Source organism: Photorhabdus thracensis (genome assembly GCF_001010285.1).
In the GTDB taxonomy this organism is placed as follows: Bacteria; Pseudomonadota; Gammaproteobacteria; order Enterobacterales; family Enterobacteriaceae; genus Photorhabdus; species Photorhabdus temperata.
Genome location: NZ_CP011104.1, coordinates 4,183,157 through 4,209,528 on the forward strand (window position 1 = coordinate 4,183,157; position 26,372 = coordinate 4,209,528).

Annotated in this window: 26 protein-coding genes; 12 read left to right on the forward strand and 14 right to left on the reverse strand. The window is 43.3% G+C overall.

The genetic code is table 11. The features are described 5' to 3' along the window. The first annotated feature begins 7 nt into the window (after nucleotides 1–7). The 5 genes from arnT (at nucleotide 8) to VY86_RS18240 (ending at nucleotide 5,063) form a co-directional block, all read left to right on the forward strand. Nucleotides 8–1,669, forward strand: a complete 1,662-nt coding sequence (gene arnT, locus VY86_RS18220) for a lipid IV(A) 4-amino-4-deoxy-L-arabinosyltransferase (protein ID WP_046976004.1) — start codon at nucleotides 8–10, stop codon at nucleotides 1,667–1,669. Continuing rightward, nucleotides 1,666–2,010 carry a 4-amino-4-deoxy-L-arabinose-phosphoundecaprenol flippase subunit ArnE gene (gene arnE / locus VY86_RS18225; RefSeq protein ID WP_046976005.1) on the forward strand — a complete coding sequence of 115 codons (345 nt, stop codon included), beginning with the start codon at nucleotides 1,666–1,668 and terminating at the stop codon, nucleotides 2,008–2,010. Before arnT ends, arnE begins: the two co-directional genes overlap by 4 nt. Next, nucleotides 2,007–2,393: a 4-amino-4-deoxy-L-arabinose-phosphoundecaprenol flippase subunit ArnF gene (gene arnF / locus VY86_RS18230; protein ID WP_046976006.1), complete on the forward strand. Its 387-nt coding sequence runs from the start codon at nucleotides 2,007–2,009 to the stop codon at nucleotides 2,391–2,393. The genes arnE and arnF overlap by 4 nt, the downstream gene beginning before the upstream one ends. A gap of 93 nt (nucleotides 2,394–2,486) precedes the next feature. Then, nucleotides 2,487–2,972, forward strand: a complete 486-nt coding sequence (locus VY86_RS18235; RefSeq protein WP_046976007.1) for a C40 family peptidase — start codon at nucleotides 2,487–2,489, stop codon at nucleotides 2,970–2,972. 1,164 nt (nucleotides 2,973–4,136) lie between these two features. Further along, nucleotides 4,137–5,063 carry an Rpn family recombination-promoting nuclease/putative transposase gene (locus VY86_RS18240; RefSeq protein WP_046976966.1) on the forward strand — a complete coding sequence of 309 codons (927 nt, stop codon included), beginning with the start codon at nucleotides 4,137–4,139 and terminating at the stop codon, nucleotides 5,061–5,063. Nucleotides 5,064–5,282: 219 nt separating this feature from the next. Here the strand turns inward: VY86_RS18240 and VY86_RS18245 are convergent, their stop codons facing one another. Further along, the gene (locus VY86_RS18245) at nucleotides 5,283–5,690 is read right to left on the reverse strand and encodes a flagellar protein FlhE (protein WP_046976008.1); all 408 of its coding nucleotides are present in this window, start codon (nucleotides 5,688–5,690) and stop codon (nucleotides 5,283–5,285) included. Between the two features lie 316 nt (nucleotides 5,691–6,006). Here VY86_RS18245 and VY86_RS18250 point away from each other — a divergent pair, with 316 nt between their 5' ends. The 4 genes from VY86_RS18250 to VY86_RS18265 are packed head-to-tail and all read left to right on the forward strand — an operon-like array spanning nucleotide 6,007 to nucleotide 10,698. Continuing rightward, nucleotides 6,007–6,750 (forward strand): ABC transporter ATP-binding protein, encoded by a 744-nt coding sequence (locus VY86_RS18250; RefSeq protein ID WP_167630897.1) that lies wholly within the window; start codon nucleotides 6,007–6,009, stop codon nucleotides 6,748–6,750. After that, nucleotides 6,743–7,957, forward strand: coding sequence for an ABC transporter permease (locus VY86_RS18255; protein ID WP_046976009.1), 1,215 nt, complete (start codon nucleotides 6,743–6,745; stop codon nucleotides 7,955–7,957). Before VY86_RS18250 ends, VY86_RS18255 begins: the two co-directional genes overlap by 8 nt. Next, the gene (locus tag VY86_RS18260; protein WP_046976010.1) at nucleotides 7,950–9,428 is read left to right on the forward strand and encodes a TolC family protein; all 1,479 of its coding nucleotides are present in this window, start codon (nucleotides 7,950–7,952) and stop codon (nucleotides 9,426–9,428) included. The genes VY86_RS18255 and VY86_RS18260 overlap by 8 nt, the downstream gene beginning before the upstream one ends. After that, complete coding sequence (locus VY86_RS18265; RefSeq protein WP_046976011.1) at nucleotides 9,421–10,698, forward strand: efflux RND transporter periplasmic adaptor subunit; 1,278 nt, start codon at nucleotides 9,421–9,423, stop codon at nucleotides 10,696–10,698. Before VY86_RS18260 ends, VY86_RS18265 begins: the two co-directional genes overlap by 8 nt. A gap of 50 nt (nucleotides 10,699–10,748) precedes the next feature. Here the strand turns inward: VY86_RS18265 and VY86_RS24965 are convergent, their stop codons facing one another. Genes VY86_RS24965 through VY86_RS18275 form a run of 4 tightly spaced genes read right to left on the reverse strand, consistent with a single transcriptional unit; the run spans nucleotide 10,749 to nucleotide 13,472 of the window. Beyond that, nucleotides 10,749–10,916, reverse strand: a complete 168-nt coding sequence (locus VY86_RS24965; protein WP_158019986.1) for a hypothetical protein — start codon at nucleotides 10,914–10,916, stop codon at nucleotides 10,749–10,751. Between the two features lie 36 nt (nucleotides 10,917–10,952). Beyond that, entirely contained in the window at nucleotides 10,953–12,098 is a 1,146-nt protein-coding gene (locus VY86_RS18270; RefSeq protein ID WP_046976012.1) for a DUF3396 domain-containing protein, read from the reverse strand. A 15-nt stretch (nucleotides 12,099–12,113) separates the two neighbouring features. Continuing rightward, nucleotides 12,114–12,497, reverse strand: coding sequence for a hypothetical protein (locus tag VY86_RS26055; RefSeq protein ID WP_238591496.1), 384 nt, complete (start codon nucleotides 12,495–12,497; stop codon nucleotides 12,114–12,116). Nucleotides 12,498–12,518: 21 nt separating this feature from the next. Further along, nucleotides 12,519–13,472: a VRR-NUC domain-containing protein gene (locus VY86_RS18275; RefSeq protein WP_238591498.1), complete on the reverse strand. Its 954-nt coding sequence runs from the start codon at nucleotides 13,470–13,472 to the stop codon at nucleotides 12,519–12,521. An 897-nt stretch (nucleotides 13,473–14,369) separates the two neighbouring features. Between VY86_RS18275 and VY86_RS18280 the strand changes: the two genes are divergently transcribed. After that, nucleotides 14,370–14,825 carry a hypothetical protein gene (locus tag VY86_RS18280; RefSeq protein ID WP_021322959.1) on the forward strand — a complete coding sequence of 152 codons (456 nt, stop codon included), beginning with the start codon at nucleotides 14,370–14,372 and terminating at the stop codon, nucleotides 14,823–14,825. A gap of 221 nt (nucleotides 14,826–15,046) precedes the next feature. On the opposite strand, the gene VY86_RS18285 is transcribed toward VY86_RS18280, so the two are convergent. Then, a complete protein-coding gene (locus tag VY86_RS18285) occupies nucleotides 15,047–16,078 on the reverse strand; it encodes an IS630 family transposase (protein ID WP_046976622.1) in 1,032 nt (343 codons plus the stop codon). A 354-nt stretch (nucleotides 16,079–16,432) separates the two neighbouring features. Between VY86_RS18285 and VY86_RS18290 the strand changes: the two genes are divergently transcribed. After that, a complete protein-coding gene (locus VY86_RS18290; RefSeq protein ID WP_046976013.1) occupies nucleotides 16,433–16,798 on the forward strand; it encodes a hypothetical protein in 366 nt (121 codons plus the stop codon). Nucleotides 16,799–17,704: 906 nt separating this feature from the next. Here the strand turns inward: VY86_RS18290 and VY86_RS18295 are convergent. Further along, entirely contained in the window at nucleotides 17,705–18,067 is a 363-nt protein-coding gene (locus VY86_RS18295; protein WP_046976014.1) for a helix-turn-helix domain-containing protein, read from the reverse strand. Between the two features lie 264 nt (nucleotides 18,068–18,331). Between VY86_RS18295 and VY86_RS18300 the strand changes: the two genes are divergently transcribed. Further along, entirely contained in the window at nucleotides 18,332–18,946 is a 615-nt protein-coding gene (locus VY86_RS18300; RefSeq protein WP_046976015.1) for a hypothetical protein, read from the forward strand. Nucleotides 18,947–18,996: 50 nt separating this feature from the next. On the opposite strand, the gene VY86_RS18305 is transcribed toward VY86_RS18300, so the two are convergent. The 7 genes from VY86_RS18305 to VY86_RS18335 all read right to left on the reverse strand — a co-directional run bounded on the left by VY86_RS18305 (nucleotide 18,997) and on the right by VY86_RS18335 (nucleotide 26,253). Then, nucleotides 18,997–19,791 (reverse strand): heme ABC transporter ATP-binding protein, encoded by a 795-nt coding sequence (locus VY86_RS18305; RefSeq protein ID WP_046976016.1) that lies wholly within the window; start codon nucleotides 19,789–19,791, stop codon nucleotides 18,997–18,999. Continuing rightward, nucleotides 19,791–20,792: a FecCD family ABC transporter permease gene (locus tag VY86_RS18310; protein ID WP_046976017.1), complete on the reverse strand. Its 1,002-nt coding sequence runs from the start codon at nucleotides 20,790–20,792 to the stop codon at nucleotides 19,791–19,793. Before VY86_RS18310 ends, VY86_RS18305 begins: the two co-directional genes overlap by 1 nt. After that, complete coding sequence (locus tag VY86_RS18315; protein WP_046976018.1) at nucleotides 20,789–21,607, reverse strand: heme/hemin ABC transporter substrate-binding protein; 819 nt, start codon at nucleotides 21,605–21,607, stop codon at nucleotides 20,789–20,791. Before VY86_RS18315 ends, VY86_RS18310 begins: the two co-directional genes overlap by 4 nt. After that, the gene (locus VY86_RS18320) at nucleotides 21,604–22,677 is read right to left on the reverse strand and encodes a hemin-degrading factor (protein ID WP_021322966.1); all 1,074 of its coding nucleotides are present in this window, start codon (nucleotides 22,675–22,677) and stop codon (nucleotides 21,604–21,606) included. Before VY86_RS18320 ends, VY86_RS18315 begins: the two co-directional genes overlap by 4 nt. A gap of 32 nt (nucleotides 22,678–22,709) precedes the next feature. Continuing rightward, entirely contained in the window at nucleotides 22,710–24,752 is a 2,043-nt protein-coding gene (locus tag VY86_RS18325) for a TonB-dependent hemoglobin/transferrin/lactoferrin family receptor (RefSeq protein WP_046976019.1), read from the reverse strand. Between the two features lie 88 nt (nucleotides 24,753–24,840). Then, on the reverse strand, nucleotides 24,841–25,038 hold the full coding sequence (hemP, locus tag VY86_RS18330) for a hemin uptake protein HemP (protein WP_046976020.1): 198 nt from the start codon (nucleotides 25,036–25,038) through the stop codon (nucleotides 24,841–24,843). 168 nt (nucleotides 25,039–25,206) lie between these two features. Further along, nucleotides 25,207–26,253, reverse strand: a complete 1,047-nt coding sequence (locus VY86_RS18335) for a 3-deoxy-7-phosphoheptulonate synthase (RefSeq protein WP_046976021.1) — start codon at nucleotides 26,251–26,253, stop codon at nucleotides 25,207–25,209. Nucleotides 26,254–26,372 lie beyond the last annotated feature (119 nt).

The window sequence follows — 26,372 nt, forward strand, 5'->3', positions numbered from 1 at the left end:
CTTATCTATGTTAAATAACCGGGCGTGTAAAGTAGGGGCCTTTTTGATGGCTCTTTTTTTTGCCCTTACCTATTTATTACCCCTTAATGGTCGTCTGTTATGGCAACCAGATGAAACCCGTTATGCAGAAATTAGTCGTGAAATGCTGCAACGGGGAGATTGGGTTGTTCCGTATTTACTGGATATTCGTTATTTTGAAAAGCCGGTAGCGGGTTATTGGATTAATAATATCAGCCAATGGATTTTTGGTGATAATAACTTTGCTGTCCGTTTTGGATCAGTTTTCTGTATTTTCATTAGTGCAATTTTGTTATATCGGCTTGCTATGATGATGTGGCAGGACCGGCATATTGCTTTTGCTACCAGTCTGATTTATATCTCAACGTTTCTGGTCTTGGCGATTGGCACTTATAGCGTGCTTGATCCTATGTTCTCTTTGTGGGTGACTGCGGCCATGGTGTGCAGTTTCTGGGCATTAAAAGCAGATTGTACCCGGCAACGGGTTATAGCATATCTGGTGCTTGGTTTGTGTTGTGGTATGGGCTTTATGACGAAAGGGTTTCTGGCCCTGGCCGTTCCGGTGATTGCTATGTTGCCGGTTGTCATTTATCAGAAACGGGTCCGGCAAATAATATGCTTTGGTCCGCTTGCCATTATTTCCGCGATAGCAATCAGTTTGCCGTGGGTTATTGCGGTTGCCCTGCGTGAGCCTGATTATTGGCACTATTTCTTCTGGATTGAACATATTAAGCGTTTCTCAGCCGATGATGCCCAACATATAGCACCATTCTGGTATTACATCCCAATTCTGATTCTTGGTGTGATCCCGTGGCTTGGATTATTGCCTGGGGCTGTGATTAAAAGCTGGAAAGAGAGAAAATCTCATCCTGAAATGTTTTTCCTGCTTTGCTGGTTTGCGGTGCCATTACTGTTTTTCAGTATTGCAAAAGGAAAACTGCCGACTTACATTTTGCCCTGTATGGCGCCATTGGCAATGATGATGGCTAAATTTGGCGTAGATTGTGTAAAAAATGGCAAGATGAAGTTATTGAAGATCAATGGAATGGTTAACGTATTCATTGGTCTATTGGCGGTAATAGCTTTGTTTGCTATGGAAGCAGTGACAAAACATGCTTTATACCAGCCATCAGAATGGCTTAAATGGGTTTTAGCTATTGTTGCCTTTGGGATCTGGGCAATTATTGGCTATCTGTGTTTCATGCTGAATGGGAAATACTGGTTGTGGGCGGCATTTTGCTCTATTGTTGTCAGTCTGACGATTGGTAGTGCTTTGCCTGAAAATATCATTAACTCCAAATTGCCTCAGCGTTTTATTAACCTGCATCGTCAGGAGCTTGCAGACAGTCGATATATTGTATCGGAAAGTGTTGGCCTTGCGACCAGTGCTGCATGGGAGATGAAACGCAGTGATATTTATATGCTTGAGCGTTTTGGTGAACTGGAATATGGTTTGAATTATCCGGATAGCCGATACCGGCATATTAACGATAAAGATTTTCCGCAATGGCTGGAAAAAGCCCGTAAAGAAGGCCGGGTATCAGTACTTTTTCATTTGTATAAAAATGAAGAATTACCTGATTTACCAAAAGCAGACCAAGTCAGCCGTAATTACCGCTTCGTTATTATGGTCTATGAGAAACGTCCATGATAAGTTTTGCTTTGCTGTTGCTGGTCAGCCTGATGACATGTGCTGGTCAGCTATGTCAGAAACAGGCTGTGATATGCTGGCAGAGTGATGCTGATAACAAGAAAGCATTAGCGCTGAAATGGTTGGCAGGGGCAGTGATTCTGTTAGCTGTCGGGATGTTATTTTGGCTGCGTTTGTTACAGATATTGCCGTTGGGAATAGCTTATCCCATGTTGAGCATCAATTTTATTATGGTTACTTTAGCAGGGAAATTTCTTTATCAGGAAAAAGTAGACAGAAAGCATTGGAGCGGGGTTGCTTGTATTATGTTGGGAATTTTGTTGATGAGCCTGAATGAATGAAAGGTTATATTTGGGGATTAGCCAGCGTATTATTGGTGACAATAGCACAGCTATTACTGAAATGGGGCGTTGTAAATTTGCCGGCATTGAACCTTGGTTTGTTTGATATTGAGTGGCTATGGGATAATCGCCATTCTCTCGTGACGATAATGGCTGGTCTGGCTGGGTATCTGTTATCTATGCTATGTTGGTTATTTGCACTGAAATATTTACCATTAAATAAAGCTTATCCGTTAATAAGCCTGAGTTATGTATTTGTTTATTTCATGGCGGCTTTATTGCCCTGGTTTAATGAAACAGTCACCTTGTTGAAAACAGCAGGTGTAATTTTCATTTTATTTGGTATCTGGTTGATTAGCCGTCCAGAACGGATAACAAAATAAATACTTAGCTCTTCTGCTTGCAAGACAGCCTTGTTTTTTGATTGGGGTCTGGATAAAGTTAGCGTATTTTGCGGGTTCTGTGGGGTGAGGTTGATGACAATAAGAATAAAAGCGCTGTTGTTGTTATTCAGCCTATTACTCATTGGTTGTTCCAGCCATACTCCCAGAACTCAGGCTCCTGCGTTAAAAACGGCGCTTTCTGATCCCATCATGGTGATTGCTCAACTTAAAGAGCAGCTTAATCAATGGTACGGCACACCCTATCATTATGGTGGGATGGATCGTAAGGGAATCGATTGCTCTGGTTTTGTTTACCGTACATTCAGTGATCGGTTTGATATTCAATTACCTCGTACTACCCGTGGGCAAATAGGGTTAGGAACCCGCATTGATAAGGATGATTTAATGCCGGGTGATTTAGTTTTTTTCAAAACAGGCAGTGGTGAACATGGGTTACATGTTGGTATTTATGATGCCAACAATGAATTTATTCATGCATCAACCCATAAAGGTGTAACCCGCTCATCTATGAATAATGTTTACTGGAGAAAAGCTTTTTGGCAAGCCCGCAGGATTTAACGGAAAAACAGGTAAAAACTTTAATCAGCAAAGGTAAAACAGTGATTAAGGGTTTTTTGAAGTGGGTAAAAATTCGATGTTATATTGACATTAAAATATCAGGAAAAACAGGTTTTAAATTGATTAACAAGGTAACAAAGTTAACCAAATAATAAAAATATGAAATTGTGTTAAAATATTTAATAGGGTTAACCGCATAGTGAAAAAGAACAATAACGTTTAGTAGTATTAAAAACGATTAAAGAAATGCTGTGAGGTCGGTTACTGAACCGTAATGTCTGTATATGCTTTGATGTTTATTTACGCCAGCCTGTTTGCTAACATCAGTTTTCAAGTGTGATTTGATTATCCGAAACAAAATTTTAAATAAAAGGCTTTTAACTTTTTAAAAAGAGATTTATTTTACATTCGATAATGGTTTTAGGGGTAGTGACCAGCTACCTGGTCACTACCCCGATTTATTTAAATGATGTTTAAATAAATCGGTAAACTCATTTAATAATGACTTATTACATTAACAATAGTGAAAAGTCTGACGGATTAATCTGTCAGATAGATTATAATAATTAAATAGGTATTTAAGCGTTAAATAAGATTCCAAAATGGCGCTACATCTTATACTACTCATAATTCTATGTATAACAATGGGTTGAAGAAGTCCATGTGTGGCAGAATTATGAAACGTTATTTAACAGAGCGCAAAAATAGCTTGGGAAAATGACGATATGAATTGATTTTAGCGTTAAATAAGATTGAAGGTGTAAAAAGAGATATGATTTAAATAAAATCGTAGAAAAGCAATACTATTAGACGGACTAAAATAGTGTAAAACAAGTTTAAATGGGCGTATTTAATGTATCGCGATGTTGCATAATAAATGTAACATAATAATACTGAAAGTAATCCAGATCGTATTTGGTTAAATTATTTATTTGCTGGCTAAGTCTGTTGATTTGGAGATCTGATTAAGAGAGAGCAGTTAACGCTGATTAAATGGTGTGAATAAGTCAATGAATACGATGATTTATAGGATGATAAATTATGCGGTTAAAAAAATAATCAGAAATAAAGCGAAAAAATGAATGAACATGACATATCATAAATTTTTAGTGGAGCCAGAGGCGTAACCTCTGATATGGTGACCCTTTTTGATGGGCGAGTATGATGAATAAAAAGACCACATCCACACCCCATGATGCGACTTTCAAAGGGTTCATGACTCAGGTTGAAAACGCCAAAGATTTTTTTGACATTCATCTACCAGAAAAAATCAAGCAATTGTGTGACTTTAGCACATTGATGCTAACCAACTCTTCATTCATCGACCGACAGTTACGTTCGAGAATGTCAGATGTCCTCTATTCGGTAAAAACGCAACAGGGGGATGGTTATATCTATGTCCTTGTTGAACACCAGTCCACTCCAGATAAAATGATGGCGTGGCGAATGATGTATTATACGTTTATGGCGATGAATCAACATCTGCAACAGGGAAATAAGGAACTGCCTCTGGTTGTGCCCGTTTTGTTTTACCACGGTGATAGCAGCCCTTATCCTTTCCAGCAGACTTGGACGCAGTGCTTTTCGTTGCCAAAATTAGCAGAAGAGATGTATTTTAACCCGTTTCCGTTAGTCGATGTGACCGTGATTGATGATAACGAACTGGTGAATCATCGCAAAATCGCCGTAATGGAATTGGCGATGAAGCATAAAAATTTGCGGGAGGGGTTTAAAATCGTGACCACGCTATTGGCACAGGCCCTTAAGCACAACTATAATAGTGACCACGATGTGGTTACTATCCTTAATTATCTGTTTATCACAATGGATTCACCGCATTTTGAACAGGTGATCCAGCAACTGATTGAACAGGCAGATAGTCATCAGGAGGTGATTATGAGTATTGCTCAACGATTACAGGAAAAAGGCATTCAACAAGGCATTCAGCAAGGTATTCAACAAGGTAGGGAAGAAGGTCAACGTGAGGCGCGGTTAGAAATGGTGCGTAGCCTGTTAAAAAACGGCGCCAGTATCGAACTGGTTATGAAAAGTACCGGTCTGAGCCGTGACGAACTGCTTTCCCTGCAATAACCCTCACCTTTATTCCCTTTTGTGTTCTCTTACCCGCATTTTTTGATTTTTTGGGGCGGGTAAGAGCCTGAACCTGACTAATTAATGGTGTTACGCGCTGAATCTAGCAGGTGTGCGGTATCCTGCTCATGTCCTTGGGTATGTTTAAGCGCTAAGTTATTAGTCAGAATTGCCGCCTAAGGTGCTGACGGCAATCTTTGGAGGACAATCGAAAAATTATTACCAAGTGACAGTAATTTCTCCCATTTGGCCTGCCACGGGTACTGTTCCGCCATTTGCAACTCTCAAAGCATAAAAGAACGGCTGTGCCGGGCTTCTAGTATTGAATGCGGTTGTAGACATTCTCCGGGTGCGTGATATATCAAGGCAACTGTTGGTATCTCCCTGGCAAAGATAAACCGACAGCCCTTGAGGCCACCCGACAACATTCCAAGTCCAGGATACATTGCTGATACTGCCTGAGGCTGGTGGAGATCCGACGACAGGAAGATAAGCTGTTTCTGTGTAATTTCTGGAATACACGGTTGGCAGAACAACCGAAGATTGGTAGCTCGCCGATAATGCTGCTTGTGAAAACAGGGTTAACAATAATGCACTACCGATTCCCAAGATTTTTTTAAATTTCATAGCTATGACCCCAATACCTGATAATTTTCTATTGCGAGAGCTTAGATATACATTTTGATCTCGCGCCCTTTATCTCCTGAATTCTCATAAAAAACCTGTACAAAATGTCAAAACAGGCAGGATTAATTTGGATGGGGCAACCCTAAAATGCAATGGATAACTTGATTTTTTGTTAAGTTATTCTAATTAATTTTGCTATTTGGTGTTTTTGCATCTCACTTAAGTTGCAGCCTTTTACAAGAGAATCTTCCCATGATATAAAGCCTGATAAACGATCGAATGGAGCCTGTGATACATTTAATGGATGTCAAAAACGATGAATAAATCAGACATGACTATCACAACTTCCCAGTGTGGAGAAGTTTTGATTTACATGGAAAATATTTGTCGATCCTATCGTATGGGGGAAAAATACCATCCGGTGCTGGATAAAATATCGCTTACCATAACGCGTGGGCAAAGTTGTGCTATTGTCGGCGCTTCCGGCTCGGGTAAAAGTACTCTGCTTAATATTCTTGGTTTATTGGATCAACCTACTTCTGGCTGTTTTCAGTTTAGGAGCGTTAATATAACAAATGTTACTCCTAATGAGCGGGCGAGAATAAGAAATCAGGAAATTGGTTTCGTATTTCAGAGTTTCAACTTACTTCCCAGAATGCAGGCATTGGATAATGTGGCGCTGCCATTGTTATATCGTGGATATTCACGCTCGCTGGCCCGGCAGGAGGCGAAATATCAGCTTGAATTGGTTGGTCTGGCTGATCGTATTCACCATCGGCCGGCAGATCTCTCCGGGGGACAACGCCAACGTGTTGCCATCGCCAGAGCCTTGGTCGGCAAGCCCTCTCTCATTCTGGCTGATGAGCCGACAGGCAATCTCGACAGTGCTACAGCACGCGATATCATGGCGCTTCTTCTGTCACTGAACTGTGAGCAGGGCGTGACACTGGTCATGGTGACACACGATGAAACAATAGCCAGAAATATGCAGCGTTGTCTGTATGTCAATGATGGGCAGCTTTCCGAAACCGATCTGTGGCCGGATATATCCGATGCTTAACGTGAATTCTGGTCGCCACGGATTTGCCTTCCCGCAAGCCCTGCGTGAATCGCTGGATAGCTTGCGTTTACTGGGGCGGCGTTCTCTGTTTGCGTTGCTTGGTATTGCGGTCGGATGTGCTTCGGTCATTGCACTTTTGAATATTGGCTACAACGCTGCCAATGAAGCTATCAGCACTTTCAAAAGCATGGGTAGCAATATGCTGGTCGCCCATTTTGATTTTATGCCGGGCACTGATGTCAAACCTGCTCCATCCACACTGGATACTCAGATGCTTACCCGAACACTGCCCACGATCATGCATGCTGCACCCATCACGTTATACTCAACCCGGATACGTTTCCTGGGGCAAGGGATTGATACGAATATTACAGGTACATCCTCTGATCTGGCCGCGGTGCTTGATTTACAGATCGAGCAGGGGCGTTTTCTCTCGGATTATGATCGCCAGACAACTTATGCCGTGATCGGCGCAGATATTGCGAAACAGACAAAAGTACCAAACCAACCTATTCGGGTAGGCAGTCAACTGCAAATTGAGGGATATATGTTTGAAGTGATAGGCATTCTCGCTGCTCAGGGAACAAATCCTTTACTCCCGGTTTCTGTTGATGGTTCCGTGATATTGCCCATTGAAGGAATGCGACGGTTGAGGCCCGCTCCGGAGATAGGCAGTGTCATTGCCAGAGCGCGAGACGTAACAACGTTAAACAGTGATGCTGTATCATTGCGTGACTATCTTGTCTCATTATCAAACGGTCGTAATGTTGAAGTTCAAATTCCGCAGCAATTGCTTGATGGATTGACGCGACAAGCAAAGACATTCTCCTATTTGCTTGCCGGATTGGGGGGCATTTCGTTGCTGGTGGGAGGAGTGGGTGTCATGAATGTCATGTTAATGAATGTTTCAGAACGCAGGCGTGAAATTGGTGTTCGTATGGCTCTGGGAGCCCGGCCTGTTGATATCGGTGTGCTTTTTATGCTGGAAGCTGCCACTTTGTCAATTATCGGCGCAATAGCTGGATCGCTGTTGGGGGTGACCGCTGGGTACCTGTTTGTAAAATTTTCAGGCTGGGTATTCACGTTATCTCCATTCTCTTTGCCGCTGGGGATTGCCAGTTCATTAGTGATTGGCTTGTTTTTCGGCATCAACCCGGCATTGGCTGCTGCCAGGTTACAGCCTGTAGAGGCACTTCGTGATGATTAGCCAAACTTTTCAGCGTGTTGTTGGCATCATCATTGCGCTGATGATAGTTGTGCCTGTCAAACAAGCTTTGGCGGAGCCGCTGACCCCGTCACAGGCAACCATGCCCACATCGGGCATAATTTCGCTTAATCAGCAGATTATCGATCTGACACTCAGTGATGCGATCTATTTGGGGTTACGCAACAATCGCTCGATTCGCAGTGCTTATCTGGATCGTATTGCCCAGAAATTCGATTTGCGGGTTGCAGAAGATCGTTTTACGCCGAAGTTGCTGATCAATAGCCGTTATATTGCTGCCCGTAATCAAGATGATCGTTACCGTCAGAGCGAGATTACGCCCACGTCTACAATGCTTGGGGAATATGGTACCCGGTTTAGCCTGTCGTGGGCGAGCCGGGCGACATGGGCGGAAAATGCTGGCCGTAGCCGTAATGATGGCGTTTCATTCTCAGTGATCCAGCCGTTGCTGCGCGGTGCCGGCAAAGATGTGGCGACGGCGCCTGTACGTATTGCGCAACTGATGGAGCAAATAAATCGCCTGAATCTAAAAGCAACGGTATCCCAGACTATCAAGCAGATTATTATGGCTTATCGTGAATTGCTGCGTGCTCAAGAGCAATTACAAATCGCGCGTGATGCCCTTGAACGTTCGCGTCAACTGCTGGAAGTTAACAAAGTCATGATCTCCGCAGGCAGAATGGCAGCCTTCGAGATTGTTCAGACTGAGGCCGATGTTGCCATGCAGGAACTGGCTAATGAGGAAGCCGCTAATCAACTGGATACTAGTCGTTTAGAGTTGTTGCGTTTGCTCGCCCTGGATTTGCAAACTCAGGTAAAAGCGACTGACAAATTGGAAGCCAAACGCATAGACATTAATCTGCTCCAGGCGCAACATTTGGCACAAGAGCAGCAACCATCCTATCTCACCCAATTGATTACCGCAGAGCAGGCGGGTATTAACCTGACAGTTGCCCGTAATGACCGCTTATGGGATGTCTCTTTGGTCGGAGGGGCCAGCCAGGTACGCGATCGAACAGGTCCAAACAGTTCGCGAAATTGGGAAAATTACGCAGGTGTCCAGGTGGAGATACCCATTGGCGATTTGAGTCAGCGCCAGGCGGAAGTGCGGGCGCGGGTTGATGTTCAGAATCAGGATATCCGTCTTACTGAGGCGAAACAGTTACTGGAACGTGATGTCGGTAATGCGGTGCGTGATATTAGTACACGTTGGCGCCAATATGAGATCGCACAACGTGCCAGGGATCTATCCCGGCGCAAGCTGGAGATTGAACGCGAAAAACTGACAGTTGGCCGTTCCAGCAACTTTCAAGTATTGAGCTTTGAAACCGATCTGCGTAATGCCGAAAATGTTCGTCTCAATGCGTTAATCGCCTACCTGAATGCGCAAGCGGAGTTGGATGAAACATTGGGCACCACCCTGGGGAGCTGGGATATTACACTTAATGACTAAGATCGGGGCATTTGCCTGTTTCAGGTATAAGACTCGTTGGCTGGTGGCACTGGTTGTTGCATTAGTCGCTGGGGCTGCCATTGCTTATGTCTATCTGCCGTCTTCACCTGCTACATCATCACAGAAACAGTGGGTGCGTGTTGAACCTCAATTGCTGGAAAACCGTCTTGGGTTAGTTGGTCGCATTCAGGCCGCTGCTAGTTTAACGATTGCGGCGCCATTCGATGGTGTTATCGCTGACGTCGTGGTGACAGAAGGCCAGCGCGTTAAGCGAGGCCAACCCCTGTTGAGCCTTGATACTGCACAATTGGATATCCAGTTGCGTCAGGCGCTCACGGAACTATTGAAAGCTCAGCGAACCGTACAAGATTTGGTGGAATGGGAGAACAGTCAGGACGTCGCGAGGGTTCGCAGGACCTTGACCAATGCTCAGTTAAGCCTGAGTGATACCGAACGTAAGCTGATTGATACTCGAGCCTTGTTCGAACGTGGCATTGTTCCTCGTATGGAGGTTGACACACTGGAGCAACAGGCCAGAGTCCAGCGGCTCGATCTTGCCGCGGCGAAGGAAGAACTGCGCACTATACTCGACAAGGGTACGGGTGAAAATCGCCAGATTGCTGATATGGAATTGGCTAACGCTCAATCGCGTTATCAGGCGTTTCAGGCTCAGCAAGCTCAACGTGAGTTGATTTCTCCCTTTGACGGTATTGTTGTTCGTCCTCAGGTACCGGGATCGGACAAAACGTTATCTATCCAAAAAGGGACACGAGTCACCCAGGGAACCCCTCTCTTCGGGATAATCAATTTGGAGCAAATCCAGGCTGTAGCGCGTATTGAAGAGGCTGATCTTCACCAATTGTATGAAGGAATGCCGGTTGAGATTACAGGTGATGGTTTTGCCGAGCTATCCTTACAAGGGCAGATTAAGACAATTGGTATACAGGGACATTCAACAGAAACGCAGGGCGCGGGTGTCACCTATGATGTATTAGTGGCGATTGATCCTCTCACACCCGAGCAGCGGCAGCGTGTCCGCTTGAGTATGAGCGCAAAACTGGCTATTGTCACCTATCGCAATGAACGTGGATTGACAGTGCCCGCAGAGGCGTTACGTACTGGCTCTGATGGACGAGTTTTCGTCACCTATCGCCGTGAATTACACGATCCGGAACAACGGATTAGGGTGACGCCGGGGCACGCTGTTCCTCAGGGCGTAGAGGTGAGTGGGTTAGCAGCCGGTTATGTTGAAATTCCTGCGCAGCAATGACCGATTCGATTTAATAGAAAACATGATCGATAGGTTATTTATTTGATGATTTATGAAGATAAAGTAAATATGCGTTGCTTTTCCTCCTGAGTATTACCCTGTTTAAAAAACAGGGTAATTGAGATACCGAGACGGGAAACGGTCATCCCATCACCATTGGTAAAAGTAAAACCGACCAATCGTGATTTTAGCCGGGAAAAATAATCCGAAGTTTCCATATTCTCTCCGTTCATGATGAGGTAGTGGATAATCCGTTATTCCCACATATTTTTCCCTTCCCGTATCAGGTGCCAGAGCGTTGTGCCCGACTCCGCGCCCTGAACATCAAAAGCCATCGCGCCCTGCGCAAAGAAATACTGCTTGTCAGGAATGCTGTCGGTTCGCCAGAATCCGCTGACAAGAGCTGGATAGCCGCCTCTCAGGGGGGTTACGTGCAGAGGTCCACGGTCATAGCGGGCATACCAAGCTAGTGTGGAAATATCATCAAAATGACCGGTACCATAGAAGTGCAGGGAATGGCCTTCACGGGGAATAACCCGTATCGGGCGTATCAGTTGGTTAATGGCAAAATAACTCTTCGGGACGCTGCCCGGCAGCGGTGTCAGATCTGGGTATTTGCCTGCGCGGATCATCAAGCCCTCCCGGTAAGGACTAATCACTACATCCGTGTAGCGGGCCAGCATTGTGCGTATCCAGTGTTCCCCACCCAGTCGTCCTACAAAGCGTTTGGACAGCAGGGTAATCCAGTTAATACCACGGATGGAATGCTCATACTGTAATTTGGCCGTGTGAACGGCAGAGTTTATCTGTAAGGAGGGGTAACGCTGGGCCAGTTGGTACTCTAAGGGAAAGTAGTCATAGTAGTCTTTGGGTAAGACCAGACAGTAACCACAGTCCCCACTGTCCGGTTCGAGCTGGTCACACAGAAAATCCAGCCATGCCATAAATCGATCCATGCCGTCCTGTCCTTTCAGATAATCCCAGGGCAACACCAGACTCAGGTAAGAACTACTATCGTCACCATCATCTTCATCGGAATCTAGGTAGCGCATCAGATAATTAGGCGCTTCATCTTCATTCTTAGCACTACTGACGACCCAACCACAAGGTTGATTTTTTTTCTGATTAAGAATGCCTTCTTCCACTTTAGCAATATTTTCCGGCGAATATTTTTTTAACCCTTTCAGTTCATGACGATGAAAACGCAGGTGAGTGCCGAATTCTTCCCGAAAGCGGCGATAGCAGGCCAGAATGCGCTGTTTTTTCTCTTGGGTGTAGCCCTGTTTAAAAAACAGGGTTATCGAGAGACCCAGGCGAGAAACGGTCAGTTCATCGCCATTGATAAAAAGAAAAGAGGGTAATTGTGATCTCAACTGGGCGAAGTAATCTAAAGTTTCCATTATGTTCTCCGTGAATTATGAGGCGGCGGCGAATGTGACACTCGCCAATATAGCCAGGACGGCAGCTAACGCTGCGGCGCTGACTGTGGCAGCGGCAGCTAAAATTTCCACTAGTGCAATCAGCGCAGCAGCGACGGCAAGGGTGACAAGGATAACAACGGCAACTTCGGCAATAATCACAACCATTTCCAGCATCTCTTCACCCACCTTTTTCAATATTTGCATCCAGCTAATGTTTTTGAGCTCTTCCAGGGTGATATCTGAGCCCTGTTGCACGGTTTGCCACCGGGTTTTTATCTCATTCTCAGTCCAGGTCACGATTTTCCCCGTTTGTTCATTAACCCAGGAAAACGCGTAACTGATTTGATGAGTGACCGGATCAATAATCTCTTCGCACACCCACTTCCCAGCTTCACTGAACTAGGTACCAAACTGGGTAAGGAGCTCACGGGTACTGTCGCGGATGTAATCTAATCCCTGTTCTGTCAGGTCGGCCACTTCCTGCCCGAGAATAATCCAATCTTCATAATTGGGCAAAAAAGACCAGGGAGAGGTACTGACAAGGGGTATATTTTTTGTCAGAGGTTGCGGAATGGTCCCCGGCACACCCTCTTCGGGTGGGACGGGTAAAGCTTCATCACCAGGAGGGGAACCGGGTGGCAGCGGGGCCAGTGGTATGGGATTTTTATAGTGTTGTGAACTGGGCTGATAAAGTTTCCGCCATGCCTCATCGTACTGTTTTTGTTCTTCTGTGCGGTTATCATCGACGCGCATCACGCCGAAGCGTTTTTCTGTTGCAATCTGAATGTAATCAGTTTGTTGTCCTTCAGTTAGGTTGTCTCCCGGAAATTTCACCTCAATCAACATTTTCAGATTATCGGGGTGCACGGAACCATCAAAGTAGGTAGCATTTCTGCCCGGCCAGCGGAGAGCCTCATCTTTAACCAGAATAATATCGGGGCGGCGAATGCGCTTAACCCCAAATTTCTCCACATCGTCGGCAGAAGGCCGGGCAAACGGATTACTGGATTGCGGTAAATTATCACCATAACGCTGCTTAGAGACTTGACTGGTTGCTAGCATAGGCAGAGGAACATCCTTTTTCCCTCTGATAGCAAACACCACTTCCGCTTTATAGGGCCACAGGAAATCATGTTTATACTCTTCAACTTTGATTAACCCGCTCATGACAACTTGATTAAGAAAGCGAATGGCGCCCTGCCTGGTGAAAATCATTGCAGGCAGCCGCAGGGCGTATTCGGCTTTTTCCGCCAGGTAGCAGGGATCTTCATCGGCGGGAAAGATCCCTATTTCCATCGTGCAGTTAATTGAGGTAACGGCTAGACACATCTTACCGTCATTGGACATTGGCATACTTATTCCTCCATAAGAAATGGGATAATGACGAAGAGGCCATTAAACGAATAATCACGTTCTGCTTTTTAAATAGCGCAGCACAACGCTTCCTCATATTACCGAGCCGGTGTTTCAACCTGATGGCTCTGAATACAAAGACAGTTCCAGCCTGTTCCGTAGTAAAAAATGAAAGCGGAAAACACCTGTCACTTAATACGTGGCATTTGAGAGAACAATAAACAGCTTCCCGCTGAGTAGAGTGGAAATAAGTAACAGAGAATTTCGTCCTCTGAATTTTATGACCACAAGATCACGATATTTATCATATAAACATAACAAAAATGTGATGTATATCACATAAAATAGCTAATTAATCACTACCCATCGTATGGAATGAATAAAAATCGCCGTAAATTTTTGCTTAATACGGGGGAGATCTAAAACCTCAAAAGCGTTAAGATATTACAGGTGTATTTGGGCTGACGATGTATGCTTTGAGTGTTTCTATTTGAATTCGGTGACCGTCTTAACGATCACCTTTAATTGAATGGCAATGAGATAAAATGATGTCGGAGTTAATTGGCGATTAGCTTTCCCATTACTCTCTTTTTATTGAGTTGTTATCAGATGGCGTATTCTTATCTTCAAGCTTCTTCTCCAATTCATTTAAACGCTGCTCCATCGCTGTTAATTTTTCACGGGTATGCAGCAGAACTTAGGGCGAGATCTCACTATGGTGAAGAATCTTTTACTCTTTTGACTAAATTCTGGTGAAAGTGGTTTATATTGTAGGTACATAAAGTAGAAATTTTCTTTATGAGATTGAGTGTATATTGTACGAAAAATAACGTTATAGAAGAGAAAGTTGTATTAAAACGCAGTAAGCCATTCTAAACAACATAAGGAGTATCTAACATGTTAGTACGCAAGTCGTTGTTGGCCCTGTTTGCAACTGCTTCCCTCACTGCCGCAGGTGTCGTTTATGCAGGTCCACCCGTAACAGTTACATTTAAACATCTTGGTGCATCGGGAAGTGCTGATGCTGTTTATACCATCATAACTAATAATGAAGTCAGTACAAACGTAAATGCAACACCTAAGCCCAGAGTTAGAGTCAGGCAAGGGGAATCCGATAGCTATCAGGTTCAAAGCCCGATTACACCTGATGGAAACTATGCAATAGTGCGATATGAAATCGGGAATAAGACTTGTGTGTTTTCAACTACTTTTATAAACACATACGTTAATGGCGTTAAAATTCCGAAGTGGAATAAGGGAGCAACGCCGAGTGGGGGGGCTGTTTGTAATGCAACTATCACCTCTACTAATTTTCTTACCTACGCATGGTCAGTTGAGTTCACTATGAAGTAGTGGGGAGTGAGCCAGATTACGCTATTAGAGATATCTGGCTCATTACCTTGCTTGAAAGTGAACTCTTTATGATTGATTCGCTCAATTCTTTTTAATCAGTCGTCACTGGCAGGATAGAATGTTTATCGTGTTGAGTTGGTAAATATTTTGCGTGATTGCAGTCGCTTTAGTTAATTGAAAAATACTTGGTGTAAGTGACATAATATATTATATATACCCGCTTAACTTGAAGATGCAGTATTCATAACCTGGAAGTTGTCATTAATACGGCACGACAGGTTCCCGGCCAGTTCCGGTAATATTTCCGTAAAAAAGCGATGTATTGCCTGCTTGAACAAGGTCGTCGAGGCGAAATAATGGTTATTCCTGACTTGTTCATTCATCACCTTCCACAGCCTTTCTATCGGGTTCAGATTCGGGCTGTACGGTGGCAGGTAATGAAGCTCAATATTCATCACATAAGCCCAGTCTTTCACCAGCCTGCTTCGGTGGTAACCAGCTCCGTCAAGGATAATATGAACCTTCTGACTGACCGGATAGGTTTCACGCAGAGCAATGAAAAACTCTGCGATGTGATAACTGTCGATACGGTCATACTCGCGTACTACCGTTTTACTAATATCAGCCAGATTAAGGGCCCCCATCAGGTTCAGACGGGTACGGCTTCCCGTGGTTTTCACCGCGGTTTTCTGGCCTTTTCGCATCCAGCCATAAGCCAGTTTCGTCCCCTGCGTGGGATGGACGCCATCAATGAACAGGATGGGCTCATGGTCTCCGGCTTCCTGCTTGAGTTTCCCGTAGGTTTCTATAAAGGCCCGCTGCTGTTCCGCGTTGAACTTGTGTGGCACGCCGGTCGGCTTTTTATAACTGAATCCCTGGTGGTGCAGCCATTTATTCATGCCGGGAACGGTGTAACGGATATCCCACGCTTCTTTGACAAGGCGGATAACCGCCTGTGTGGTGGGCAGAAGATTTGCGGTCAGATAGGCGATAAGTTCCTGAGTCTGTGTTTCGCTGAGATGGCTCTGAGAGCCGCCATTTTCGGGCTTGATTTTACGGTGATTAAGGTAATCGCTGATATGACGATGAACGGTCGTTTCATGAAGACGCAGGGCCTGAGCGATCATGACAGAACTCCAGCCCTCAGAGGCCAGGAGGACCGCTTTGATGCGATCACACTCTCTCTTATCACGGCAGGTGTGATGGAGATGTTCAAGTTCGGCTTTTTGTTCATCGGTAATGAATATTTTCATGACAGATACCATGAACCTCATTTGGGCGAAAATCAAGCAGTTTCAATGATTACGGGTATATTATATATTTTATTGCTGAGTTAAAAATAAAATATATAGGGTGATTTTGACTTCGCTATTATCAATTAATATGTTGAGTGTTTATCTTTTTTAGTTCAGCTTTTTTTGATTTTCTATTGACAGACTATTAGTTCTACACTATTTTTAAAATTGTAAAGTATTATTATATCTTAAATTTATGGATTATAATGATCGAATATAGATGTTGATAAGTTAGTTGAGTTTTTTGGTGTAATATGAATTTCTATATTTATAACTTGATGCTGAATTTAATATTATAAGGAGTAATATATTATGACTGATCAAAATAGTTCTGCTGAAATAATTTCTTCTAATGTATTGATTTCTGATGTAACTGTATCTTCCATTGAAATTGCTCCAGAAATAGCGAGAGACAATGCTCATGTACAAATTACTGATGGAGAAGGTAAGACCAAGGATTTTCTTCTGGATAAAAGTGATGGCGGTTATCAAGGGTATGGTAGTCTAATAAGTTTGGTTCTTGCACACCTTAATTCGAAAAAGGTCAATATTAGAACTACCGGATATATATACAAAGATTATGGATATATCAACGGCGTATCATTTAAGACTGACAAGCCTAAAACAGACCCTAAAACAGATCCAAAAACAGATCCAAAAACAGATCCAAATACTTAAGAGAATGATAGGTAAGACTATAATGTAATGAGAATTCCTATGGAAAATATGATTTGTTATTATTTTTATTAAAATACTAAGAGCACATCCTATTAGGTTATTTTATTTGCCATTTTAAGCCTGGGCAGTGTTCAAACTATTTGTAAGAATAAGGTCTATTTGGATAAAAAGTAAGTTGAAATTAATTTTAAATAAAACCCTGACGTTCAATCTTCAGGGTTTATATTTATTAGTAACTACGCATACCTTGAATTTTAGGAGAAAAATACCTATAGATAATTTTTTATTAGCTTTATTTGGTCACTAGATATTATAGAAAATATATTCTAATGAATACTGTTTTATAAGTAAATCAATGCTATTCGGTAATAATGTTGCCAATACGAATGAATTTACTTATTAAATATAAAATATTATAAAGTATAGTTGTAATTTGTATGAGAATATTTTTAAATCTTACTGTTTTCTAAAGGATGTAAGTTAACAATTGATATCATCAATGGAATATATATTATACTATTTATTTTGAAGTTATATTAACTGGTTTATTCACGTGGGCTAATAAAATAGAGCGGGTTTTGTTGTCATTTCATGAAGTTGCTATCTGAAATTACGTATGCTGATATATGTGGTAACGGTTAAGTAATGCTAGAAGATTTATGGAAATATGTCCTCCATTTTGAAGAAATAAACTGGGATTAGCCAAAGTGAAATGATATTAAGTACTCTTATTTATGCAAGGAAAATAAATGTCAAATTAATCAGTTAGCTATCTGGGAAATTCTTATCTGGTTTTTGTTCCATTGGGAGAGTTAGTGAACCCAAATAGCATAAAATAGAGATGGCCAATAAAATTATTGGCCATTAAGGGAGATACTATCAATAAGACAATTAGCAAATTGGTTATTACTCACAACGTAAAAAATACTTTAATTCAGGCAGATTACCGTTCTCTCTGAATCTGGCCGGTGTGGTGTTAAAGTGTTTTTTAAAGATCCGGGTAAATGTTGCTTGAGAACTGAAGCCATACTGTAGAGCAATGTCAAGAATCGGCAGATTTTCTTCACGCAGAGATTTTGCTGCTTCATGCAAACGCCGTTTGCGGACATATTCACCCAGAGTACAGCCTTTCACCTCTTTAAATACCCTTTGCAGATGCCACTTTGAATAACCACTCCTATTAGCAATGGTATCTATTTTTATACCTTCGTTACATTGAAGCTGGGTTTCAAGCCATCTGACAATATCGTTTACTACAGTTTCTGACATTTTCTACCTCCCACTAATGGTGGGCTAGTTGCTAAAATATTAGAGTTAATTATCTATTCCTGTAATTATAATAACGTTAGTTATTATTTTGAGTATTTTAAGATAAATTGGAAATTTCTATAGGCAAAAAGTGCTATTTATAATTGATCATTACCCTTATTTGTGTAAATTTCCTTTGCTTTAACAACAAGTAGCATCAAATGATCTTCACCAATTTATTTAAAGCAGTATCATCGTGCGTCATTTAATTTAATGGAGGTTGTAATGCAATCGGACGTGGCTTTTTTAACTAAAAAACTGGCATTTTTTGTTTTTTATGCTCTGATTTTGTCCATAGTTATCGGCTTACTTTTTATCGATGTTGTCTATTTGCAGAATGCAGTGAAGGAGAGTTCATTAACGGAAATTTCTCAGGAGAGTATACTGTTTGTTATTTCTGCTGCATTTTTTCTGGAAGCAAAAAAGAATAGTCAATTGCGTCCTGCATTAGTCTTGATATCAGGTTTTTTTGCTTGTTTATTGATAAGAGAGTTGGATTCCATATTTGATGTAATATTTCATGGTGCTTGGGCGTGGGTTGCTATTCCGTTGGCGTTAATTTGTATTTTTTACGCTGTTTACCGAGGTCGGGTTACATTGGTTGGGCTTACTCATTTTGCCCGTCATCAAAGTTACGGCATGATGGTTTCAGGTATCTTGTGTGTGTTGGTTTTTTCCCGTCTATTTGGTATGGGCGTGTTATGGCAAGGTTTAATGCTGGAAAATTTTGATCGAATTGTAAAAAATATGGCTGAAGAAGGGTGCGAAGTTCTGGGTTATTGTTTGTGCCTGGTTGCAACTTTCTGGTATCTGCCTGATGCAATAAAATTTCGTAAGTAAAAAGCAAGACAGGCAAATAGCTAAAATAATTTGCCTGTCAGCTTTTGTCATTATTGCCTCAAATAAATCTGAGGTTGTTGAGTCTCAGGATGGCGGGTAATACCAAGATCTGCCTGATACCATTTTTTTAGAACTTGATCACTCAGTACCTCTTCTGGCGTACCTGCCGCAACTAGTTTCCCTTTATGTAACAGAAAAATTTTATCTGCGTAGAGAGCGGCAAGATTGAGATCATGCAGAACACAGCACATTGCCATCGGTTGTTCCCGTGTCAGCCGGTAAAGCAGACGCAGCGTATGTTGTTGGTGATAAAGATCTAAGGCTGATGTCGGTTCATCAAGAAACAAACAACACTCTGTCGGTGTTGGAGACCAGAGTTGGGCAAGGACACGGGCTAATTGTACTCTTTGTTGTTCACCACCGGATAATTGCCGGTAGTCACGGTAGCGTAACTCTTGGCAATCCGTTTGTTCAATAACGGTATCGATTGCTGTTTGTTGATGATGAATACCATGAGGAGAGCGCCCCATAGCAATGACCTCTTCCACACTGAAAGGGAAAGAGAGTGAACTGTACTGACGCATGACGGCCCGGGTTCGGGCCAGCTGTTGAGCTGGCCATTGCTCAATGGGTGTTCCCTGTAAATAACATTGCCCCTGTTCAGGTTTCACATATCCTGTCAGCAGTCGCAGTAATGTGGATTTTCCTGCGCCGTTGGGTCCGATAATGGCGACAACTTCACCTTTATTTACTGAGAGCGAAACATTATCAATAATTTTCCGGTTGCCAATTGAATAACTCAGATTTTGTGCTTGCAGAAAATTATTATTTTTTATGACTTCCATTATATCCGGCTCCCTGGCTGTTTGAGTATCAGCCATAGAAAGTATGGCCCACCGATCAAACCCGTAATTAAACCCACGGGCATTTCTGCCGGGGAAACCAATGTTCTTGCCAGTGTATCTGCGGTAAGCAGAAGAGAGGCGCCACCTAATGCGGCACCGGGAAGCAGCCAGCTATGGTCGCCACCAAACCGCATTCTGATCAGGTGGGGGACAACCAACCCGACAAATCCAATAACACCACTTAATGCAACGGCGCTACCAATGAGCAGGGCGCTGAGGAGTAATAACTGGAATTTGGTGCGCTGGACGTTAATGCCGAGATAGTGGGCTTCTTCATCTCCCAATTGCAACAGATTCAGTTTACGGGCCTGACTGAAAGTCAGGATGGAAGCCGGAATAATTAAGGAAGCGGCAATTGCCAGAGTCGGCCACTCTATTTGGCTGAGTGAACCCATCATCCATAAAGAGAATTGGCGTAGTTGCTGGTCATCACTGATATAACTCAGGGCTCCAATAGCGGATGCGCAGAGCGCATTGATGGCGATCCCGGCCAGTAATAAACGAGCCAAATTTCCTTGGTTATATTTATTCAGTGAAAAAATCAGTAATGAAATTAACAGGCTACCAATAAATGCGGCAATAATGTGCCCATATACGGCAATGGCAGATGGCAGGCTAACGGGCAAAATAATCGCCATTGCAACCATCAGTGCTGCTCCACTGCTCATACCCAGTAAGCCAGGATCTGCCAGTGGGTTACGAAATAGCCCTTGCATCACCGCACCGGAGGCGGCTAAAGCACAGCCAACCAGCATCGCCAATAATACTCTTGGTAATCTGATGTTCAACCAGATTTGCCACTGGGGATCACTGATCGGGGATTCCCACAATGTCTTAAAAGATAGTGTTAATGCGCCCAGATTGGCGGAGCCAATAGCCAACCCAGACAGTAGCAGACAAAGAAACGCTAAACCCAATCCCGGAGACTTCATACGGCTCATTGGGCCTTCTCCGCCGCCTGTCGTAGTTGCTTCATCACTGTAGGGGTTTCGAGGCCAAAACCAAGCAGGCCCATATCATCGGCAATTAAAATCTGTTGTTTCTGACCTGCCGGGGTATGTTTCAAGCCCGGTAATTGCCAGATTTTATCCAAGCCGCCCATTGATTTAATGCCATCTTCAGTCACCAGTAATAAATCTGGCGCACTGGCAATAACACCCTCCTGTGAAAGAGGGCGGTAACTGTTAAAACCTTGCATTGCATTAGTCGCGCCAATAGCACGAATCATTTTATCGGCTGCGGTTTTTTGCCCGGCAGCCATTGGCATGATACCCCCGTGGCTCATCACAAACAGAATACGGGTTGGCAATGGGGTTGTTGGGATGTCTGCCAGTTTTTTCTGATATTGCTTAATCAGTTGTTCGCCGCGTTCAGCTTGATTGACCGCCTTGGCGACGGTCTTGATTTTCTCAGGAACGGCTTCTAACGATGCTTTTCCGGTTATCTGAATAACGTTTACACCAGAATCCTGGAGTTGCTTAAATGCCAGTGAAGGTTTTGCCAGCTCACTGGTCAGAACCAGTGTCGGATGCATAGAAAGAATGCCCTCAGGATTGAGCAATCTCATATAGCCGACGTCGGGTAGGGCAAGCAATTCTGTTGGTTTCTGACTGGTGCTGTCTCTGGCGACAACTTTTTTCCCTTCACCAAGTGCAAAAACAATTTCAGATACATCGCCACCAATGGTGACGATCCGTTCAGTAGAAAAAGCACTGAACGATACCGCAAGGACAAATGTCAGAAGCCATTGTTTCATGCTATACGCTCTTCCTGTACTGGTTGCAGTTTTGGCAGAGCAGCCACTTGCTCACGCCACTGAGTTTGTTCAGAAGTGCCTTCTGTACGCTGACCAAACAGTTGAGCGATCTGATTGCCGTTAGCGTCAAATAACTCAAGGCTGGTGACGAAACCATCAGAAGTTGGTTTACGGGTTACCCAGCTTTCAGCGATAGCACTCTCTATTAAATGTAGTGTGAAATTACGATTAAAGATATTAATCCATTTCTGATCTGAGTTTTCCTCCTGATATGGCATCAGGCGTTCCAGCTTGCCGGTGAAAATTTGTACGCAACCACGGTTGCCGACAAAAATCATGATTTCATTCTGATCGCTATAAGCGGCATTAATGAGCTCATTCAGTGCAGAATTTTCCACTCTGTAAGCCAGATCATTCGGTACCGCGTCGAAAATTTGCTGGCGGCTCAGGTTATGACGTTTGAGTATGATAAAGAATTGATGAACGTCAGTCATTGCCCGCCATTCTTTATCAAGCTGCTCTTTCAGTTCATTGGTTATGGTTGAATAGCTGGCTTCTTCGATAGGTTTGATAATCAGTGCCGGGTTTTCTTCTGTCTGATATTTTTCAATCAGTGTTTCCCAGGCTGCCATATCGGTATTATCCGTTGCATAAACTTTATGCAGCGCATCACCCTGACGATCAAAAAATTGAATACTGTGGCGCATACCCTTTTTTGCTGGCTCGACCAGATAAAACACACTGCTCCAGTGATCAAAGAATATCCGCAAATCGAGTTCACGCGGATTCAGGATCAGCCCTGCATGGTTGCTGAAACGTGTGTTTTCATACCGGCCAATTTGTTCATGGACGGCAAAATCATTGCGGGTAATCGCTTTAGTTTCACCAACAACAGCCAGTTCTTCCAGTAAAGTTGGTGCGTCAATGTCAAGGCGTTTGGCATCTATCCCAACGCGGCTGTGCAGTAACTCACCTTCACTGACATTCAGATAAGCAGCCAGATCGCGGGCATATTTGGCTTTATTATCAGCTTTGGCTTGCAGGTAACGCTCATAAAGTGATGAATTCACAACTTAACTCCTTGAAAATACAGTATATTAAATTACCACTGGTAGCTCACCAACAGTTTGGCATTGCGGCCATCCTGCGGTGTTCCCTGTGGTGAGTAGTATTCTTTATCAAAGGCATTACCCAGAACAGCGGTAGTGGTCACACCTTTTAACATTCCTTCACCTTGATAGCTAATATAGAAGTCATTAATGCCATAGCCAGCCTGTTGTTTATCTTGCCCTTTAAAATCAGTATGCTTGGTAAATTGACCTATCCAGCCAACAGAGAAACCGGTTTGTGCAACAGGGATATCCAGTGTGCTGGTGATAGTATCTGGGCTGAGGTTGTCGAGAGATTCGCCGCTCTTTTCGTCCTTGCCCTCAGTGCGGTTATAAGCCAGCTCCCAGGAAAACAGATTGGATTCATAGTTCATAGAAACATCCCAACCCCAGATCTTGGCCCTGGGTATATTAATAGATGTTGTATTCGTATATATAGGTTGGCCTGTTTTTGTCCTGAGAGGATTAATGACATCTGACTTAATATAATCTTTAGATTTGGTATCAAAATAGCTGGCTTTGAATTTCAGTTCGTCATTGTCTGCCAGCAGGTTATCGAAACGTAATCCAAAACCCGATTCCCATGTTTCATTGCTCTCTGGGCGAAGGTTAGGGTTAGGGAGCCAGTAGTTAGTGATTGGTCCCATCGAGTAATGTTTGGAGTCGTTATACATTTCACCCATTGTCGGTGCACGGAACGCTTGAGCATAAGAGGTAAACAGCATTGACCAATCAGTTGGTGTAATACTGATAGCCCCTTTGGAGGACCATTTATCAGCGCTGACATCCTTATATTTGGAATTTTTCCCTTTATAGTTGTCATAACGGGTACCGGCGATAATAGATATTGGCAAGTCGCGCAGGGTTATTTCATCCTGCACCCAACCGGAAGAAAAGCGGATATCGGCATCGGGGAAGCTATCAGTGTTACCGCCTGGGGTTTGTTTCTGTTGGTAGGTTTCACCACCGTAGGTAAGTTGGTGTGCCAATGGGCTGTCTGTCCACAGGCGGGAGCGGTTTTCTAGTTTTACACCATAGGTTTTCTGCTTGCGGCCTTCGAACCCCTTTTCTTGAGTGCGGGCATCAATAGTCACATCCGAATAATAAAGGTCAGCCTTGGCATTTAACCAATCATATTCTGCCGGATTTAACTGGTAGCTGAGTTGGGCATCACGCTGAGTTGTCGTCCGATCCGTCCACGGGTCAGATTTTTCATTTTTCCCGATGAGCGTTTGCGGATTTTTAGGTTGGTCAGCTTCATTACGGTAATAACGTAACTGACTGCTTAGAGATTGATTCTCATCAATTTTCCAATTGCCTTTTGCTATCAGGTTACTGATAAATTCATCATTATCAGCCGTCAAGCCACCGCCATGGCGGATATTGCCTGCATCACGAGTACTGAAAGCAAACAAACCATCCAGAGAATCTGTTTTCCCGAAAGTTGCACCACCAAAACCCATACTATGGTCACCGGTTGCACCGCGGGCGAAAACGCGAAATCCGTGATTTTGACCTGCTTGCAGCAGATCTGCGGCATCGACAGTCTGATAAGCAACAACACCGCCTAAGGCACCACTGCCGTAGAGCAGAGCTGAAGGACCACGTACAACTTCGACTTGTTTAATTAATGCCGGATCCAGGAATGTACCATTAATATGACCGGTATCGGTGCCCTGCCGAATACCGTCAATTAATGTCAAAACACCTTTTGGCCCATAACCACGCAGACTGATGTCTTGCCCATTAGCACGGTTTATACCGGCTATATTAATGCCGGGTATTTTTCTGATGAGATCGCCGGCATTACCGGCTGTTTGACTTTGTGCTGATTTATTATTTATCACCGTCACCATCATGGGTGCTTCGAAACTATCCCTTTCATTACCTGTTGCATAAACAGTTATCACATCGCGGGATGATTTATCACTATCAGAATCGGACGATTTTGTTGCTGCATATACGGTTGAAAAGCTACTGATAATCGCCAGGCTTAATACTGATAGATTGAGTGTTGATCTTGCTGTTTGAGACATCAGACGAATCTCCATAAGAATATTTTATGATTTATGGATATAGCTGGCTGCCCCGATACGCGATCTGGGTGGCTGGCTGAGTTATTTTTTATTTAGTTAGTATCAGCTTTCCGGCTTTAGTTTGGCGCAATTGGTAGAGTTCCCCTTGGTGGCGAATTCGGGTAATTCCTGACTCACCTAACAGTTGTTTACTGTCAATGTAACCAATTTGTACGATTTCATCAGGATAAGTATTGCACCGTTCTTCAAGTGCAATGCAGGAATGTTGGTGACATACTTTAGTCATAAATCCACTTAGCGAATACTAACTATTATTATAGTGAGAATCATTATCGTTATATGGAGAGGTGACTTCAAGCAATATTTTTGATGTTCAGGATCAACATATTAACGTAGTTTATTGATCTGTTGTAAGTTAGCCTTTTGTGAATAAAAGGCTAACTCAGAAGAGGATTCAAAAGCGGAAATTGACTGCTTCGGCAAGAATTGCAAGAAGTCGCTCTGTATCTTGCCAGCTTAGACAAGGATCTGTAATAGATTGACCGTAATTCAGCGGTTGCCCTCGAATGATTGTTTGGGCACCTTCAAGTAGAAAACTTTCAGCCATTACACCGACAATCGCCGCAGAACCCTCTTTAATCTGTTGGCCTACCTCTTTCGCAATGTCCAGTTGGCGTTTATGTATTTTCTGACAATTAGCGTGACTGAAATCGATAACTAAGTGCTCTGGTAAATCAAATTCACGTAGTTGATCACAAGCTGCGGCAATATCTCCGGCACTGTAATTAGGTTGTTTGCCACCACGCATAATAATGTGGCCGTATGGGTTGCCTTCGGTTTGATAGATGGTCATTTGACCATGCTTATCCGGCGATAGAAAGGTGTGACAGACACTGGATGCGCGGATAGCGTCTATAGCGATACGGATATTGCCATCGGTGCCGTTTTTAAAGCCAATCGGGCAGGAGAGGGCTGATGCCATTTCCCGATGAATCTGGCTTTCTGTTGTTCTGGCTCCGATAGCTCCCCAACTAATGAGATCAGCAATATACTGGCCGGTCACCATATCCAGAAACTCGGTTGCTGTAGGTAAACCCAACTCATTGACATCAACCAGTAATTTCCGTGCCAAAGTAATACCATGATTAATTTGGCAGGAGCCGTCAAGATCCGGATCTGAAATTAAACCTTTCCAGCCCACGACTGTACGCGGTTTTTCAAAGTAGGTACGCATAATGATTTCCAGTCTGTGCTGGTATTTTTCACGTAATGTGTTCAGTCGTTGAGCATAATCTAAGGCAGCATCAATATCATGAATAGAGCAAGGACCGACGATAACCATAAGTCGTGGGTCATTCCCAGATAGAATATCTGCAATACGTTTTCGTGACGTTGTCACATTGTTGGCGATTTTTTCAGATACAGGATATTGAATTGCCAGAGCCTGAGGTGTTACCAAACTATCGACGCGGTGAGTCCTTAAACCATCTGTTTTGTACATATATTTTCTCAAAGTTCGTTTTACACTAGCGGATATACCTGTGGGTAACTGAAATTACAATAAACGAAAATGACTAAATTAAACAAACAATATAGTTAGCTACATCATAAATTTTTTTC

Coding starts and splice junctions, on each gene's coding strand:
- VY86_RS18285 (WP_046976622.1), bottom strand. CDS start 16,078: ATGAAAATATTCATTACCGATGAACAAAAAGCCGAACTTGAACATCTC.
- VY86_RS18255 (WP_046976009.1), top strand. CDS start 6,743: ATGCTTAACGTGAATTCTGGTCGCCACGGATTTGCCTTCCCGCAAGCC.
- VY86_RS18310 (WP_046976017.1), bottom strand. CDS start 20,792: ATGAGCCGTATGAAGTCTCCGGGATTGGGTTTAGCGTTTCTTTGTCTG.
- hemP (WP_046976020.1), bottom strand. CDS start 25,038: ATGACTAAAGTATGTCACCAACATTCCTGCATTGCACTTGAAGAACGG.
- VY86_RS18305 (WP_046976016.1), bottom strand. CDS start 19,791: ATGGAAGTCATAAAAAATAATAATTTTCTGCAAGCACAAAATCTGAGT.
- VY86_RS18300 (WP_046976015.1), top strand. CDS start 18,332: ATGCAATCGGACGTGGCTTTTTTAACTAAAAAACTGGCATTTTTTGTT.
- VY86_RS24965 (WP_158019986.1), bottom strand. CDS start 10,916: ATGGAAACTTCGGATTATTTTTCCCGGCTAAAATCACGATTGGTCGGT.
- VY86_RS18325 (WP_046976019.1), bottom strand. CDS start 24,752: ATGTCTCAAACAGCAAGATCAACACTCAATCTATCAGTATTAAGCCTG.
- VY86_RS18275 (WP_238591498.1), bottom strand. CDS start 13,472: ATGCCAATGTCCAATGACGGTAAGATGTGTCTAGCCGTTACCTCAATT.
- VY86_RS18315 (WP_046976018.1), bottom strand. CDS start 21,607: ATGAAACAATGGCTTCTGACATTTGTCCTTGCGGTATCGTTCAGTGCT.
- VY86_RS18240 (WP_046976966.1), top strand. CDS start 4,137: ATGAATAAAAAGACCACATCCACACCCCATGATGCGACTTTCAAAGGG.
- VY86_RS18335 (WP_046976021.1), bottom strand. CDS start 26,253: ATGTACAAAACAGATGGTTTAAGGACTCACCGCGTCGATAGTTTGGTA.
- VY86_RS18290 (WP_046976013.1), top strand. CDS start 16,433: ATGACTGATCAAAATAGTTCTGCTGAAATAATTTCTTCTAATGTATTG.
- arnF (WP_046976006.1), top strand. CDS start 2,007: ATGAAAGGTTATATTTGGGGATTAGCCAGCGTATTATTGGTGACAATA.
- VY86_RS18260 (WP_046976010.1), top strand. CDS start 7,950: ATGATTAGCCAAACTTTTCAGCGTGTTGTTGGCATCATCATTGCGCTG.
- VY86_RS18265 (WP_046976011.1), top strand. CDS start 9,421: ATGACTAAGATCGGGGCATTTGCCTGTTTCAGGTATAAGACTCGTTGG.
- VY86_RS18295 (WP_046976014.1), bottom strand. CDS start 18,067: ATGTCAGAAACTGTAGTAAACGATATTGTCAGATGGCTTGAAACCCAG.
- VY86_RS18270 (WP_046976012.1), bottom strand. CDS start 12,098: ATGGAAACTTTAGATTACTTCGCCCAGTTGAGATCACAATTACCCTCT.
- arnE (WP_046976005.1), top strand. CDS start 1,666: ATGATAAGTTTTGCTTTGCTGTTGCTGGTCAGCCTGATGACATGTGCT.
- VY86_RS18245 (WP_046976008.1), bottom strand. CDS start 5,690: ATGAAATTTAAAAAAATCTTGGGAATCGGTAGTGCATTATTGTTAACC.
- VY86_RS18280 (WP_021322959.1), top strand. CDS start 14,370: ATGTTAGTACGCAAGTCGTTGTTGGCCCTGTTTGCAACTGCTTCCCTC.
- VY86_RS18250 (WP_167630897.1), top strand. CDS start 6,007: ATGAATAAATCAGACATGACTATCACAACTTCCCAGTGTGGAGAAGTT.
- arnT (WP_046976004.1), top strand. CDS start 8: ATGTTAAATAACCGGGCGTGTAAAGTAGGGGCCTTTTTGATGGCTCTT.
- VY86_RS18235 (WP_046976007.1), top strand. CDS start 2,487: ATGACAATAAGAATAAAAGCGCTGTTGTTGTTATTCAGCCTATTACTC.